At 38.4% G+C, this 15794-nt stretch carries 10 protein-coding genes; 5 read left to right on the top strand and 5 right to left on the bottom strand.

All coding sequences use genetic code 11. The annotated features are described in order from the left end of the window. Positions 1-7 precede the first annotated feature (7 nt). Positions 8-1195, top strand: a complete 1188-nt coding sequence (locus HMPREF9071_RS05055) for a hypothetical protein (RefSeq protein ID WP_009745508.1) — start codon at positions 8-10, stop codon at positions 1193-1195. Between the two features lie 25 nt (positions 1196-1220). On the opposite strand, the gene HMPREF9071_RS05050 is transcribed toward HMPREF9071_RS05055, so the two are convergent. Together HMPREF9071_RS05050 and HMPREF9071_RS05045 are read right to left on the bottom strand one after the other, a co-directional pair. Continuing rightward, positions 1221-1580 carry a DUF2809 domain-containing protein gene (locus HMPREF9071_RS05050; protein ID WP_009745507.1) on the bottom strand — a complete coding sequence of 120 codons (360 nt, stop codon included), beginning with the start codon at positions 1578-1580 and terminating at the stop codon, positions 1221-1223. Continuing rightward, positions 1577-2092, bottom strand: a complete 516-nt coding sequence (locus HMPREF9071_RS05045) for an NUDIX domain-containing protein (RefSeq protein WP_009745506.1) — start codon at positions 2090-2092, stop codon at positions 1577-1579. Before HMPREF9071_RS05045 ends, HMPREF9071_RS05050 begins: the two co-directional genes overlap by 4 nt. Positions 2093-2240: 148 nt before the next feature. Here HMPREF9071_RS05045 and HMPREF9071_RS05040 point away from each other — a divergent pair, with 148 nt between their 5' ends. Beyond that, a complete protein-coding gene (locus tag HMPREF9071_RS05040; RefSeq protein ID WP_009745505.1) occupies positions 2241-3782 on the top strand; it encodes a YifB family Mg chelatase-like AAA ATPase in 1542 nt (513 codons plus the stop codon). A gap of 4 nt (positions 3783-3786) precedes the next feature. Here HMPREF9071_RS05040 and HMPREF9071_RS05035 read toward each other — a convergent pair whose 3' ends face one another. The 3 genes from HMPREF9071_RS05035 to speB all read right to left on the bottom strand — a co-directional run bounded on the left by HMPREF9071_RS05035 (position 3787) and on the right by speB (position 9006). Then, positions 3787-5310 carry a lipase gene (locus HMPREF9071_RS05035; protein ID WP_040358033.1) on the bottom strand — a complete coding sequence of 508 codons (1524 nt, stop codon included), beginning with the start codon at positions 5308-5310 and terminating at the stop codon, positions 3787-3789. A gap of 63 nt (positions 5311-5373) precedes the next feature. Further along, the gene (locus tag HMPREF9071_RS05030; protein ID WP_009745503.1) at positions 5374-8109 is read right to left on the bottom strand and encodes a PD-(D/E)XK nuclease family protein; all 2736 of its coding nucleotides are present in this window, start codon (positions 8107-8109) and stop codon (positions 5374-5376) included. A gap of 12 nt (positions 8110-8121) precedes the next feature. Next, entirely contained in the window at positions 8122-9006 is an 885-nt protein-coding gene (gene speB, locus HMPREF9071_RS05025) for an agmatinase (protein WP_009745502.1), read from the bottom strand. 364 nt (positions 9007-9370) lie between these two features. Between speB and HMPREF9071_RS05020 the strand changes: the two genes are divergently transcribed. From HMPREF9071_RS05020 to HMPREF9071_RS05010, 3 genes are all read left to right on the top strand, one after another. Next, a complete protein-coding gene (locus tag HMPREF9071_RS05020; RefSeq protein WP_009750737.1) occupies positions 9371-9691 on the top strand; it encodes a DUF6660 family protein in 321 nt (106 codons plus the stop codon). Between the two features lie 85 nt (positions 9692-9776). Further along, a complete protein-coding gene (locus HMPREF9071_RS05015) occupies positions 9777-14108 on the top strand; it encodes a CusA/CzcA family heavy metal efflux RND transporter (protein WP_009745500.1) in 4332 nt (1443 codons plus the stop codon). 5 nt (positions 14109-14113) lie between these two features. After that, complete coding sequence (locus HMPREF9071_RS05010) at positions 14114-15298, top strand: efflux RND transporter periplasmic adaptor subunit (RefSeq protein WP_009411030.1); 1185 nt, start codon at positions 14114-14116, stop codon at positions 15296-15298. The last annotated feature ends 496 nt before the right edge of the window (positions 15299-15794 follow it).

Here is a 15794-nt window from a genome sequence, read left to right as displayed (position 1 = left end):
TCAAACCATGAAACATTTTATCTTTACCCTACTCCTTAGTTTTTATCCTATATTCATTTTAGCACAAGAAGATGAACCTAATAGATATAGGAAGGAACATCTTAGAAACTTAGGTATTACTCCTCAAGGAAAAGTAAAATCAGTAGAGAAATTTATTTATCACTATGACACTAAAAATGGGAAAGAGGCAAAGATATTCCCTAAAAATGCCAAAGTAGAACGTATGCCCGTACATAGCCGATACATCTTTGATAAAAAGGGAAATATCATAGAATTTTATAACTACTATACCGATGGAAAACTTTTCCAAAAGATATTTTACCAATACAACACGGATAATCTACTTACAAAAGCCGATGAATACAAATACAAAGAGGAAAACAATCCCGAACATATAGAAGAAGAAATTTCCTACGAGGGAAAAGTAATGATCTCTAAAAAATACAAGATTGATGGTATTTTATCTAAAGTAGAAATGTTATTTGATAAAAACAAAAGGAAAGAAGCTATTTTGGAATACAGAAATGATACGCTTATCAATAAAAAAAAGTATTCTTATAATAGTAAAGGGAATATTACACACGAGAAAAACAAATCTACCAGTCTTTTAGGTGATGAAGCTAACGAGACTTGGTATAAATATACTAAAGAAGGCACATTGCTTGCTGAAAAGAAAGAATGTTACTCTATGTTTTGTTTTTATACCACTTACCAATATTTAGCCAATGATGAGGTATATGAGGAAACAACTTATACTACTCCCCTATCCGATGAAAAGGATATCTCTAACAAGAAAACAAAATACTACATCTATGACTCCAAAGGAGCTATAGTAGAAATACAAACATACAAAGGAAAAGAATTTTATTCCTATCACTGCATTGAAAATGACAAGGAAGTAGAAAGTTATAGTTATTTTCTAGAGGGAGAAGTTATAAAGACTCTTTCTTCTTACAACAAGGATAACCAACTCATCAAGGAAGAAAATTTTGATTTACTTACTGGAAATTTTATTTCTGGAACCTATTATACCTATAATAAAAATGGAAATTTGATACAAATAGATGACGGACAGATTCCTTCCCCTAAGAGAACTATTTACCACTATGACAAATTCAACAACTGTACTGAGGAAATCTATTACGAAAACAACAAACGTGCTGCCGTTGTAGAAAGAATATTTACCTATTATTAATGACTAATAACAAGTGACTTACCTTTTACTTATCAAAGATAAATGCTAAAAAGCATCCTGTAGCATAGCAAAGAATATCTTCAAAAGAGAAATAATTTCCTAGCAGAATATACCCAAGGGTACCTTTGCCAAAGCCAAAGAAAGTAGCCAGTTTAAAGTATTGTAGTATCTCCACAAATACGGCAAAGCAGAAAATTCCTATAAGTAATTTTTTGGTGTTCTTGATATGAAAAAAAGCTCTAATAAAACAATAGATCAGTATCACTACCAAAATATCACCTAAGTATGCCCGTACAAAGGGAACACTCTTGAATACAGTGGCTATGGCTAACTCTACCAAAAAGATGATCAGGGCAGCGAAGAAGTATCTGGAATTGAATTTCATTGGTTTAAGTAATATTTTTCAATGACTGTTCTTACAGAGACAAAGCCTATTTTGCCAAGGTCTATTTCAGATATGGGAATCCACTGTAAAGACTTTATTTCATCTTCCGCTCTTACAGAAACCGGAGTATCTAAGGGATATTCGTAGAAAATATCCATGGTACGATAGGGGATATTCTTATATAGATAATGATTGGGTTGGGTTGTGAGGTATTTTAGTTGGTTAGGGACAATCTGCAAGCCCAATTCCTCTTTTACCTCACGACAGACAGCGGCTTCGGCATTCTCATCGGGGTCTACAAAGCCTCCCGGAAGGTCTAACTTGCCCTTATCTGGGTCTATATTACGTACAACAAAAAGAATTTTATCCTCTTTCTTAAAGATAACTGATACTGCTGCAGCTATACTATGGTAATAAACAAAGCCACACTGATGACAGAGAAAGCGTACGAAGTTAGGAAATTCTACATCTCTGCTCCCGCAATGAGGACAATAGGTAAAAATATTTTCCATAAATAATCTTGTTCTTTTATAAGGACAAAAGTAATAAAAAATGAGCATATAATAGTACATAAGGAAAAGAAAAAGATTTTACTTTTCCATTTTCATTATTTTTTGTAAATTTGCTACTGGTAAAAATCCTTTTCCAAAAATAAAAAGCATGTTAGTAAAGATATATGGCAGTGCCGTTTATGGTGTAGAAGCTATCACCATTACTATTGAAGTGAATATAGATAAAGGAGTGGGGTATCATCTTGTAGGCTTACCTGATAATGCCATTAAAGAGAGTAACTTTCGTATAGAGGCAGCCTTACAGAACAATCATTATAAAATCCCTGGTAAAAAAATTACTATCAATATGGCACCTGCTGACATGCGCAAGGAAGGATCCGCTTACGATCTGAGTTTTGCTATAGGCATCTTAGCAGCCAATGGACAAATACAATGTGAAGAGATAGAGCAATATATCATCATGGGGGAACTCTCCTTGGACGGCAGTCTGCAACCGATCAAGGGGGCTCTTCCTATTGCAATCCAAGCCAGAAAGGAAGGGTTTAAAGGCTTTATCCTCCCTATGCAAAATGCTAAGGAAGCAGCTATTGTGAATAACTTAGAGGTGTATGGAGCAGAGAATATCAAACAGGTCATAGACTTCCTCAACGGAGAAAACTCCTTGCAGCGGGTAGAAATCAATACTCGTGAGGAGTTCTTCAAGCATGTGGAGACCCCTGAGTTTGACTTTGCTGATGTGAAAGGTCAAGAGAGCGTGAAACGCTGTATGGAGATTGCTGCTGCAGGCGGGCACAATATTATTCTAATAGGTCCTCCAGGGTCTGGAAAAACGATGCTTGCCAAGCGCTTGCCTGGCATACTTCCTCCGATGACACTACAGGAAGCTCTGGAAACAACTAAGATTCACAGTGTAGTAGGGCGGGTAAAGGACAATGGACTTATCTGCCAGCGTCCTTTTCGCAGTCCACACCATACCATTTCAGATGTTGCCCTTGTAGGGGGTGGTAGCTATCCGCAGCCTGGGGAAATCTCATTAGCGCATAATGGAGTGCTTTTCTTAGATGAACTACCTGAGTTCAAGCGTAGTGTCTTGGAGGTAATGCGCCAACCTTTAGAAGATAGAGAGGTTACCATCTCACGAACCAAGTTCTCTATCACCTATCCTGCTTCATTCATGTTAGTGGCTAGTATGAATCCCTCTCCTAGTGGATATTTCAATGACCCTGATGCTCCTATGGTAAGCTCTCCTGCTGAGATGCAGCGCTACCTCAGTAAAATATCAGGCCCCTTACTTGATCGAATAGATATTCACATAGAAGTCAACCCTGTCCCCTTTGAAAAACTCTCCCAATATGAAAGAGCAGAAAGTAGTAGTAGCATTCGTGAACGTGTAATACAGGCTCGGCAGATACAGACCAACCGCTTTAGTTCCTATGAACATATTCATTATAATGCCCAAATGGGGACACAACAAATCAGAAAATATTGCCAGATAGAGGAACCTTCCTTATCCATGCTCAAGAAAGCCATGGAACGACTAAATCTTTCAGCCCGTGCATACGATCGTATTCTCAAGGTAGCTCGTACTATAGCAGACCTTGATGGGAGTAAGACTATCAAAGAATATCATATAGGAGAAGCAATCCAGTACCGAAGTCTTGACAGAGAAGGATGGTTAGGAAACTTTTAGGCAGTCATTTTCTGTACATCTCTACAGATTGTACTGAGAGTAGATCCTCTACCAAATTCTGAAATAAAAGTTCCGATATGCGTTCTGTACCTTTATCTGAAAAATGTACTAAATCACTGGCAGCCATTCGGTTATCATACCATATTTTCATAGAATTCTTACCTCCCATAGCCTCATACATACTCCAAAAAGCAAAACCATTTTCTGCAGTTTGCTTTTTCATCTCCTCTACTAAAACAGGAATAATATCATAAGTGGTTTTACTACTTCTACGAAGCATATCACTGGGTCCTATAAGAAAGAGTAAGGCTTCGGGATTACGTTTTTGTACCCATTGCATATTGGTGATAATACGCTTAACACTGGATACTACCTTGTCCTTTGTAAGGTAAGGTACAAGATTACCTCCAAACTGAAAAATAATAATATCCGGTCTAAGTTCCCTGCTCATAGCCTCATAGGTACTCTGTAATCGAGTAAAATGGAAACCTGAATCTCCACGTGTAGGGATATTATCAACTTGAACACCTTGATCACTTCCTACTGTTACACCATAAAAATCAGGGCTCTTTCTGCTTGAAAACTGGAGTTTAAGTTTTTTAGGTGTTACATCAAAATGTAACTTATAAGCATGATAGTCCCCATCTGTTATAAGGGAATCTTTACGAATTTCTACATTATTCTCATATACAGTAACCAAAGTAGGTACTGTGCAATTCCCATAATGGAGTGTAATTTGAGAATATTCAGCCAATCGGCTGTAATACGCATAAGAAGGACTTATAGTAAAAGAAGCTGTTTTTAGTCCCGCTGTATCCCCTCCACGAGCAGGAGTAAAGCGACAAACATTAGCATATAATCCGTATTGATTATTAGGTAAAAGATCTTTATTCTTGCGCTGCTCTGCATTAAATAATGCATATCGAAACCAATTCCCTGTTGTTTGGATAATAATACTACGCTGTCCATAAGGTGTCTTTATAGGAAAATAACCTGGACCTGAACCTCCATAGAGAATTTGTAAACCATTACGAAGATAAGAGGTGATGCGATCTCCTTCTATTTTTGAATCACCATAGTGGAGAATACGGCAAGTAGGCTGGCTAAGTTTTTCATTCATTCTCTTTACAAACTCTTGCATGGGTTCTGGATAATAAATCTGTCCTTCTACATTACTAATAAGTTTTGGATTCCCTCCTTCCAAAAAAGCCTCTATAGAATCTCTTAAATGATTTATATCTTTAGGAAAAATAAACTTTCGATTATTGACAAGCTCAGCATTTAGAGTATCCTTCTCTATCTTAGGCTCTTTTCCCTGTATAATTGCCATTGCCTTATCATTCTTAATAGGTTCTCGATGAGAGAAAATATCCCAGAAAGTAGGGTATTTCATTTGAAAACTTCCTATTTTTATTCCATGAATAACTTCCTCATTCTCAACATCTACATATTCACGACTAAGAAAAGTAAGCCATAGGAGGGATAGTAATACGCCTATCATAAAAACGACTATTTTTTTGGGGGTCATTTGCCATTTCATTTTACAGGGTGCAAATATAGGAATAAAAAAATGAGAGTATATTAATTTGAATCACTTCTTTTCAACAAAGGGAATAGATGGGTCATAAATCTCTGTAAGTAAAGCTATAAGTTTCTCTTCAAATTTGGTAAGAATAGCGTTATCTATAGAAACCATTGGTTTCCCTGAAGCTATTTTAAATCCTAAGAAACCAGGTTTCAAGTTTTTGAAAGAGTAATTACCTACATATATAGGAATATCATCCTCCACCTTCCCTGATTTTCGTAATAAATAAGCATACATTAATAACTGAAATGCCTTTGAATACTTAAAATCAATAATAAGTTTCTCCCAATGTTTCTCTGTTAAAGTTATCTGCCTTTGTTCTACTCTACCAGTCTTATAATCCACTATATAAATAGCTCCATTTCTTTTTTCTACACGATCAAGAGTTCCATTATACAATATAGGAAAATCAAATTCTTCATACCTTACCTCTGTTAATATTTTTTTTTCTAAAAAAAGGAGCTCTACTATTTGTTCACTCACATTTTTTTCATCAACAGATAGGAATTTATGAATATATTCTTCTATTGTTTTTAGTATAAATACATTCTTACCCGTAATATCTTCATTCTTTTGATATTCAATAAATATTTTTCTCACCACTAAAGATACTTTTTCTCTCATTTGCTTTATATTTTCCTTAAAAAGTATCTTTCCTATATAAGGAGTATAGAGTATTTGAAGTACCCTATGGATAATATCACCAAAAGATCTATTTTCAACAATCTCCTCTACTTCTTTTTCATCTTTCACATCTAATATTTGTTGTTGATAGAAAATAATAGGATTCATAATATAGCTTGTAAGAGCAGATGAAGAGAAACCTCTTCCATGTTTTTTATCTTTTCCTGTTGCTATATCTTTCAGTTTATTTATAATCTCCCTATTTTTTAGGACTTCAATAGGTTGATGTTCTACTATTTTGACCTCAGGAGATTTAATGGTAGGTTCTATCCTTAACGCAGAGAATAACTGTAGTATAAATCGGCTTTTCTCACTTCCTTTCAGTCCTTCTGTATCTGTATTATAGAATAAAATTGCCTTATTCGTATGCTGCAATATTCTATAAAAATAGTAGGTATATACATAATCTTCCTGTTTATAGGTAGGAAGTTCCAAATTTGTTCTTACATCAAAAGGAATTAGTGAGTTTTTGGAGTTTCCTTTTGGAAAAATACCTTCATTTAAAGAAGTTACCAATACATTCTTAAATTGTATATTCTGTGCTTCTAATATTCCCATAATTTGCAATCCTTGCAATGGTTCTCCTCTAAAATTTAATTTCTGTTTTGCAAGCAAATCATTATACAAATAGTACAATGATTTTATATTTTCAATAAAACCATACTTTCTCTGCAGAAAATCTAATTGATTGAATAATTCATAGAAATTATATAAATATTCCAGATTTAATTTATTACTACTCTCATCCTTTTCTAAAGATTCTCTTATAATAAATAAAAATCTAAGTACATTTTCAATTAATCTACTTACAGAAATATTTTTTGTGTCATCAAAAATCAAATCTATAAGTATCTTATCAGCATCTTTTACATATTTTTCTAAATGCTTTTTGTATATATATATTAGATTATATTCATTTATAAAAGAAATTGTATTCTTTTTATAATCTTCAGAAAACAAATTACTTAAGAAAGGTTGCATGAGGAGAGCTTTTACTTCCTTATGATACCATTTCCCTGAGATATATAATTTAAAGAAAGAAGAAAACAAATCATGTAAGGGAGTTTGTTGTAATGGATATCCCATTGTTATATTAATAGGCAACTTATGAGTGTCAATAGATTGCAACAAAGGCAAAAGCATATCACTATCACTTAGTACAATAGCTGTTTGGTCTAACTCTGTTTCAGGAAGTTTTTCAAGTATATCTGTCAACAGATGTACCTGATTGACTTGTTTAGGAGTCCCATAAATAGCTATATTTCTATTTATAGGAGTATCTTTAATCCATTTTGGTAATCTTCCTTGATAATATCTCCATTCATTGATATATTTCTTTATGAAATACCCCGCACTATGCTCTCCTTCTAAAAGATATTTCTCTATATCCCAATAGATATCTCCTTTCATTTCCTCTAGAATATATTGGATAATATGTTCCTGTGCTTTGGTTAAGGCATTAAATCCTACAAAAATATGCAATTTTTTTTCATTCTTACTTTTGTAAACATCTAATTGCGATACAGCTTCTCTTGCAATAAATCCTTGATATCCTAGTCTTTGTTGCAACATTTCTGATCTCAAATTCTTATAATAAGAACCTAAATTTCTCCAAAAGGTTAAGTATCTTTTTTGTATAGGAGTAAGTTCCTCCCCTACTGACCAATGCTCTGCTTCCTTAATTGCTTCCATATAAGGAAATATATCCTTTTGAGGAATTAAATAATGATCTATATCACTAAAATCATTCCACAGAAGTTGTCCCCATCCTATAAATTTCTCAAAATCATCTCTCTCTGTATCAGTATTCTCTTTATAAATATGGTACAACTCAAAAAGCCCCTGTATATCAGACATCTTTCTAATGCCTGAGATACGTTCCAAAAGATTATCTAAAGTGATAAATTCAGGAGAAATAGTTACTTTATGAAGCTTTTGAGCATAAATCTTTCTCAAGAATAAAGCTGAACGTCTGAAAGGAGTTACAAATATAATATCTTCCGTAGAATAATCTACATAATTCTCTAAAAAATCATCAATAACACGCTCTAAAAACATGATTATCTCTAATTATTTTCTTTTTTTGGTATCCTTTATCCTTCCCTTATATTTAAAATAATAAGCAAGCATCTTGTAATAAAGTTTAGCTGCTAAGAAAGCTGTCGGTTTAGCCTGAGGGCTATCCATAAGTTCTACTATATCAAAAGCAACCACATTACATTTTTTAAACACTTTCTTTAGAAGTTTCAGAGTAGGATACCATTGTAATCCTCCGGGTTCAGGAGTTCCCGTAGAAGGGGTAATAGAAGGGTCAAAAGCATCCAAATCGATAGTTATGTATACATTACCAGATACTTTATCCAAAACATCTTTTATCCAATTTTCATTCTTTGTTATTTGGTGAGCAAAGAAAACCCGCTTATGAGGTAAATATTGCTTTTCTTCTACATCCATAGAACGGATTCCTACCTGCACAAGTTTATGTTTCTGATTAGCTTCAAATACAGCACAAGCATGATTATTTTTTGACCCATGATATTCAGGTCGTAAATCGGTATGAGCATCTAACTGTAATACTGTAAGATTATGATACTCCTCTCCTACTGCTCTTATAGAACCAATGGATACAGAATGTTCTCCTCCTATGAGAGTAAATAATTTTTCTCTGTCTTGGATCAGTTCCCTTGTCTTCCTATAGACAGCATCAACCATTTTCTCCGGAGTATCATTCTCAGATACTTCTCCCGCCCTATACACTCCATGTAAGTAAGGTTCTGAATCTGTTTCTATATCATAAAGTTCCATATTCTCAGAAGCATCTAAAAATAATTCAGGACCCTTATCAGCTCCCTTTCCCCAAGTAGAAGTACCATCATAAGGTACTGTTAATAAGATAACTTTTGAATTTTCATAGGTGGCATTCTCAGTAGGTATTCCTGCGTATGTATTTTCCATTTCTTATATTTTTGAATTAAAATTAGGGGTAAAGTTACAATTTTGTCCCAAAATTGAAACTACTTTTATAATCTATTTTAAATAAAGAAGATACAGGAATTACAAGAAGATTAGGTAATGATTTAGTAATAGCTCTTATTTCATTTGATTATACCTATTTTCTCAGTAACTTCTAGGTGCAAAGGTACAACATCTTGACAATATAACCAAAAAAATTTACCTTTGCACCCGCAAACGTGCGTTGCTGCACGTCTGCGTGGAGCTGGTAATGTGTCAGATGTGTTATTTTTAATTATGTAGTAGAATGCGACAAAATCAAAAAATTTTGTCAGATTGAAAAAAAAAATGTATCTTTGCTCCCAATATGAGATTTTTCACCTTCATACTTAGCTTATATCTGTTGGCACTCACTGGGCTGCCTTGTACGGATATGCTTGAAGGTGAGGAGTCTTCAGCTTCTTATGAATTTGTAACAGCCCCAACTGGGGAACACTCTCATTTTCATTTGGATAGCTGTTCACCTTTCTGCATTTGCACTTGCTGCCAAATGGTAATCAGCACGCCCACTACTTATGAGGCCTTAACCATTGCTCAAGCCACCGCAACCATTCCCTCCTATAGCTATCCCCTGACCGTATGGTCTTCGAACTGCTATGGGAATATCTGGACTCCTCCCAAGATATAGTCTTTTCTTTCTTCATCTCAAGTGATTGTTCATTAGTCATCTCACCCATCATTAGTCATTAACTAATCATTAATTCTTATTAGAAATGTTAGACAAAATCATACTATTTAGCATCAAAAATAAGCTATTTGTAGGATTCATGACCCTTATGCTTATTTTTTGGGGCGTATGGAGTGCTACAAGGCTCCCCATTGATGCCGTTCCAGATATTACTAACAACCAAGTACAAATCATCACCTCTACCCCTACTTTGGCCTCACAAGAGGTAGAGCAACTGGTTACTTTTCCTATTGAACAAGCCATCGCCAATATTCCTGGGCTGGAGGAAACACGCAGTATTTCCCGCTTTGGCCTCTCGGTCATCACAGCCGTCTTTAGCGAGGATATGGACATCTACTTTGCCCGCCAGCTAGTCAATGAAAAGCTCAAGGAGGCACAGGAGCAAATCCCTCAAGGCATAGGCTCGCCCGAACTCTCACCCGTGAGTACCGGACTGGGGGAGGTATATCAGTATATCATTCGCCCTACGGAACAGAGCAAAAACAAATATTCCGCCAAAGACCTCCGCACCATGCAGGATTGGATCGTGGCTCGCCAACTCTATGGTACCAAAGGAATAGCCGAAATCAACAGCTTTGGAGGCGAACTCAAGCAGTATGAGGTGGTTATAGACCCCGATCGCCTCCGTGCCATGGGGGTGAGTGTCAGTGATATTTTCACTGCTTTGGAGCAGAACAACCAAAATACAGGAGGTGCCTATATCGACAAGCGCCCCAATGCCTACTTTATCCGAGGAATAGGCATGGCTCGCTCCCTTGAAGACATAGGCAATATAGCCGTAGGCAAGCACACCCCTCCCCTCTTTATCAAGCATGTAGCCGAGGTACGCTTGGGCAGTGCCCTCCGCTATGGTGCCCTTAGCTATAATGGCGAGGTGGATGCCGTAGGTGGGGTAGTGATGATGCTCAAGGGCGAAAACAGCCACGAGGTAGTCAGTCGTATCAAAGAAAAACTGCCCACCATACAGCAATCCCTACCTGAAGATGTAGTGATAGAGCCATTCTTAGACCGCACGGACTTGGTACAACGCGCCATCCATACAGTAGAGAAAAACCTCTTAGAGGGGGCGCTGATTGTCATCTTCATCTTAGTACTTTTCTTAGGGAACCTGCGTGCCGGACTGATTGTTGCCACGGCCATTCCGCTCTCCTTGCTCTTTGCCTTAGGAATGATGAACCTCTTTGGAGTAAGTGCCAACCTGATGAGCTTGGGAGCGATAGATTTCGGAATTATCGTAGATGGATCGGTTATCGTGGTAGAAGCAGTGATGCACCACTTGGCGATCCGAAAGAACCACCAACGACTTACCCAAGCACAAATGGATGAGGAGGTATTCCATTCCGCTTCCAAAATACGCAGTAGTGCCGCCTTCGGAGAGATTATCATCCTGATGGTGTATATTCCCATTCTTACCTTGGTAGGAGTAGAGGGCAAGATGTTCCGCCCTATGGCACAAACCGTCGTCTTTGCTATTTTGGGTGCCCTGATCCTTTCCCTGACTTATATCCCTGCCATGAGCGCTTTGCTCCTACCTAAAACAGTAAGTGACAAGCGCAGTTTTGCCGAGCGAATGATAAGCTGGCTCTACCGTCACTACCAACCGCTCTTTGTCCGTTCTATCCGCCTTAGGGGATGGATAATAGGCAGTACCGTGGTACTGTTCGTTCTTGCGGTAGGCATTTTCAGCCGTATGGGAGGTGAGTTTATTCCACAACTACAAGAAGGCGATTTTGTTTTTGAATGTATTCTGCCACCGGGTACTTCCCTGAAGCAGAGCTTGGAGACTTCCATGCAGGCCTCTCGCCTGATTCGTGAGTTCGACGAGGTGAAAATGGTGATAGGCAAAACAGGTTCTGCCGAAATACCTACCGACCCTATGCCGCTGGAAGCCTCCGATATTGTGATCGTACTCAAGAGCCAAGACCAATGGAAAAGTGGTCGCTCCTATGAGGAATTAGGAGATGCCATCATTGAGCGGCTCAAGGATATTCCTGGGGTCTTCTTTGAGAAAAGCCAGCCTATACAAATGCATTTCAACGAATTGATGACAGGTGTCAGACAGGATGTAACGATAAAAATCTTTGGAGAAAACATGGATACCCTCGCCCACTACGCCCAAAGAGTAAGCCAACTTATCCAGAAAACAGAAGGTGCTACCGCCCCACAGGTCGAAAAAGTAAGCGGACTTCCGCAAATCAATGTTACTTACGATCGGGTACGCTTGGCCAACTACGGACTTTCGGTGCAAGAGGTCAATGAGGTACTCAGTACCGCCTTTGCTGGTAAGAAGGCTGGGGTTGTCTTCGAGAACGAACGAAGGTTCGACCTTGTGGTACGCCTCGATAGCCTCCATCGTACCGGAATTGACGATGTACAGCATATGATGGTAGCTACCGAAAATGGGCAGGTGCCGATGAGCCAATTGGCCACTATCAAATATGAATTAGGCCCCGCACAAGTAAGCCGTGAAGCAGGCAAGCGCCGTATCGTCATTGGCTTCAACGTGCAAGGGCGCGATGTGCAGAGTGTGGTGAGTGATATAGAACAAAAATTAAAGGGCGTAAAGCTCCCTACGGGCTATTACTTTACCTATGGCGGTCAGTTTGAGAACCTACAACAAGCCACCGACCGACTGCTCATAGCCGTGCCTGTAGCCCTACTTTTAATATTTTTCTTGTTATACCTTGCTTTCCACTCTATAAAACAATCATTGCTCATCTTTAGCGCTATCCCGATGAGTGCCATTGGGGGCGTATTTGCCTTGCTTCTTCGGGGAATGCCTTTTAGTATTAGTGCGGGTATTGGTTTTATCGCGCTCTTTGGGGTAGCAGTGCTCAACGGTATAGTGCTTATTGGCACTTTCAACCAGCTGAAAAAAGAAGGAATGACCAACCTTTTGCATCGCGTGATTACGGGTACCGAAATGCGTTTACGCCCTGTGCTAATGACGGCTATGGTGGCGAGCTTAGGTTTCCTACCTATGGCACTCAGTCAAGGAGCAGGAGCAGAAGTACAACGCCCCTTAGCTACAGTGGTTATTGGGGGGTTAGTATCGGCTACCTTCCTCACCCTCTTCGTGCTTCCGTTGCTTTACATCGCTTTCAATAGTACCTTTTCTTGGCGCCGTCCTTCAGCTAAAGTACTCACGATAGCCCTATTGCTTATCAGTCCTATAGCGCTACACGCTCAGCAGTCTTACTCGCTACAAGAAATAGAGCAAATAGCCCTTAAGAACAATGGAGTGATTAAGGCAGCACAACTCAAGCTACAAGGAGCAAGTGCTAAAGAGCGAACCTCTTTTGAATTGGCTAAAACAGACTTTACAGGGCAATACGGGCAGTACAGCAGTGCTGAAAAAGACCTTTCAGTAGGTGTATCACAATCTATTCCTTTGCCTACAGTATTTGCTGCTCGCAAAAAGCTCTATCAAGCAGAGACACAATTACAACAAGGGCAATTAGCCCTTCAGCAGAATGAACTGAAGCGGCAAGTGCGCAACGCATATCAGCAATTGCAATATTTGACTTTTAAAGAGGAACAGCTCTTGCAGCTTGATAGTCTCTACAATAATTTTATTCGCATTGCTGAAGTACGCTATAAAGCAGGGGATACCAAGAAGATAGATATTAACACTGCCCAAGTGAAGAAAGGAGAAATAAGTTTGTTACTTCAACAGAACAAAACTATACAACAAGCTACCTATCGCAACTTGCGTACGTTAATGCAAACAGAAGAAGCATTTACCATTACCAAGTCGCCCGTGTATGAGCCTTTGTTACTCAGTGAGCCTTCGGATGTACAACTCTCTCAGCACCCTTTGGTACAACTCAGCTATCAAGAAGCAAACATAGCTGAGCACAACAAACGTCTAGAGCGTGCCCAAGCCCTGCCCGACCTTACATTGGGCTATACCAATCAGTCTCTTATAGGAATGCAAACCATTGGAGGGGTAGAGACCTATACTGATAGAAGTAAACGTTTTCACTTTGCCACCATAGGGCTTTCAGTTCCTATTTTTACCGCTACCCGTGCCAAGGTGAAAGCTTATAAATATCAGAAAGAAGCAGCTATAGAAGCAGCTCAACAAACAGAAAAACAGCTTAAAACTCAATGGATAAATCTGCAAGAGGAATACCAACTGAATTTGCAAAAATATCAGTTTTACAAACAAGAAGCGCTACCTGAAGCCGAGCGCATTATCCGAGCCAATCAGTTAGGGTATAGCGCAGGTGAAATAAGCTATGTGGAGTACCTTTACACCCTACAGACAGCCGTAGATACCCGCTTGGCATACCTTGAGAGTATCGAGGCGCTTAATCAAAAAGTAATAGAAATACAATCCCTTTTAAACCAGTAAAACAAATGAAAAAATATGGTATAAAAATCGCTTTTATCCTTATAGGAATTAGTCTATCAGCCTGCAATGGCACTCCTACAACTACCAATAATCAAAAGCTCGAAGAGCGCGAAGAACACCACGAAGAAGGAGGCAACCTCACCACCCTTACCCAAGCTCAAATCCAAACTGTAGATATTCGTTTGGGACATATAGAAGAAAAAGCTCTTGCCGCTACCCTCAAAGCCAATGGAATACTGAGCGTGCCTGCCGACCATCAGGCGAAGGTATCGACTGTATATGCGGGGATTATCAAGAGCGTAAAGGTAGAGATAGGCAGTTATGTGCAAAAAGGGCAAGTAATCGCTACTGTTTCTAACCCAGAATTCTTGCAACAACAACAGCGCTTGCTCACCGTTAATGGTCAGATAGAACTTGCTAAACAAGAACTTGACCGTCAGCAAACCCTCTATGAAGGGAATGCTGGTACTGGTAAGAACCTACAAGCCGCTACTACTCAGCTACGCACTCTCCGTACCGAAAAAGCTTCGCTTGAAGAACAAATACGCCTAATGGGCTTAAACCCTCAAACACTCACCGATAAGGGAATGCAATCTACTTTGGCGATAGTGGCTCCTATTAGTGGGAATATCAGTGCGGTATATACTAACAAAGGGGCTTATATAGATGCCTCCACCCCTATTGTGGAAATCATCGACAACAGTTCGCTACACCTGCACTTGCAAGTGTATGAGCGTGACTTGCCTTACATTAAGGTAGGACAACAAGTGCACTTCAACCCTACCAATAACACCTCTCGCGAATATGATGCCCAAGTGTATAACATTGCGGCTTCGTTTGAAAACGAAAGCAAAAGCATCATTGTACATTGCCACGTAGAGGGTGACAAACAAGGGCTCATCAATGGAATGAATGTAACAGGGGTTATCAGTCTTGACAAACAAACGACCCCTGCTGTACCTAACGAGGCTATCGTAGAGGATGCTGGTAAATCCTACATTTTTCTGGTAACCCAAACTTCGGATAAAGAAACCTCTTTTGAGAAAGTGGAGGTAGTAAAAGGAGCTTCCGAAAGTGGGTATACTGCCATTGCCCCTGTAAAACCTATAGCCCCCGAACAGACTATTGCCACCAAAGGAGCATTCTTTATCAACGCAACCTTAGTAAATGCTGGAAAAGATAGTGATTAGAATTGGTAATGTATCGGATATATTATTAAAATTTTATTACATTAGAAATACAATAAAAATATAAAAGTAAAAAACCACGACTTCGGAGTGTGTTTTAAGCTCCCTGCAAGGGCAAGTGGTTTTGAGGTGCCTACACGCCTAATGCGTGCCTCAAAACACAACTTGCTCTGTTCCGGTGAACAGAAAATTCTCCCTAAAGGTCAAATTTTAATTAACCATAAGAAAAGAAGATAAATACTACAAGCTCATAAAGTGATTTAGGGCATATTAGCAATATATTTAATCACTTACTTACAGAGTTATTTACAATTCTATGTAAAGCTATATGTATATTTGTACATTACTTTGCATTCACGCATCAAAGCAAGCAAGTATGTACGAAGGTAAAAACGTAATTAGGTAGCTACATAGTTTGAAATTTTTATTCGACAATGGGAGGAAAAGCGGTATTCGTTTCAAAAAACAATCTGTAAGAAGCGGCATTTTTCTCATATTT

The organism is Capnocytophaga sp. oral taxon 338 str. F0234, assembly GCF_000192225.1.
GTDB lineage: Bacteria > Bacteroidota > Bacteroidia > Flavobacteriales > Flavobacteriaceae > Capnocytophaga.
Note: the sequence above shows the minus strand (reverse complement) of the source record. Positions and strands in the feature narration are given on the sequence as shown.

Bases quoted from the DNA above. Each gene is read 5' to 3' on its own strand.
- HMPREF9071_RS05045 (WP_009745506.1), bottom strand. From the start codon at position 2,092: ATGGAAAATATTTTTACCTATTGTCCTCATTGCGGGAGCAGAGATGTA.
- HMPREF9071_RS05055 (WP_009745508.1), top strand. From the start codon at position 8: ATGAAACATTTTATCTTTACCCTACTCCTTAGTTTTTATCCTATATTC.
- HMPREF9071_RS05010 (WP_009411030.1), top strand. From the start codon at position 14,114: ATGAAAAAATATGGTATAAAAATCGCTTTTATCCTTATAGGAATTAGT.
- HMPREF9071_RS05050 (WP_009745507.1), bottom strand. From the start codon at position 1,580: ATGAAATTCAATTCCAGATACTTCTTCGCTGCCCTGATCATCTTTTTG.
- HMPREF9071_RS05035 (WP_040358033.1), bottom strand. From the start codon at position 5,310: ATGACCCCCAAAAAAATAGTCGTTTTTATGATAGGCGTATTACTATCC.
- HMPREF9071_RS05015 (WP_009745500.1), top strand. From the start codon at position 9,777: ATGTTAGACAAAATCATACTATTTAGCATCAAAAATAAGCTATTTGTA.
- HMPREF9071_RS05040 (WP_009745505.1), top strand. From the start codon at position 2,241: ATGTTAGTAAAGATATATGGCAGTGCCGTTTATGGTGTAGAAGCTATC.
- HMPREF9071_RS05020 (WP_009750737.1), top strand. From the start codon at position 9,371: ATGAGATTTTTCACCTTCATACTTAGCTTATATCTGTTGGCACTCACT.
- HMPREF9071_RS05030 (WP_009745503.1), bottom strand. From the start codon at position 8,109: ATGTTTTTAGAGCGTGTTATTGATGATTTTTTAGAGAATTATGTAGAT.
- speB (WP_009745502.1), bottom strand. From the start codon at position 9,006: ATGGAAAATACATACGCAGGAATACCTACTGAGAATGCCACCTATGAA.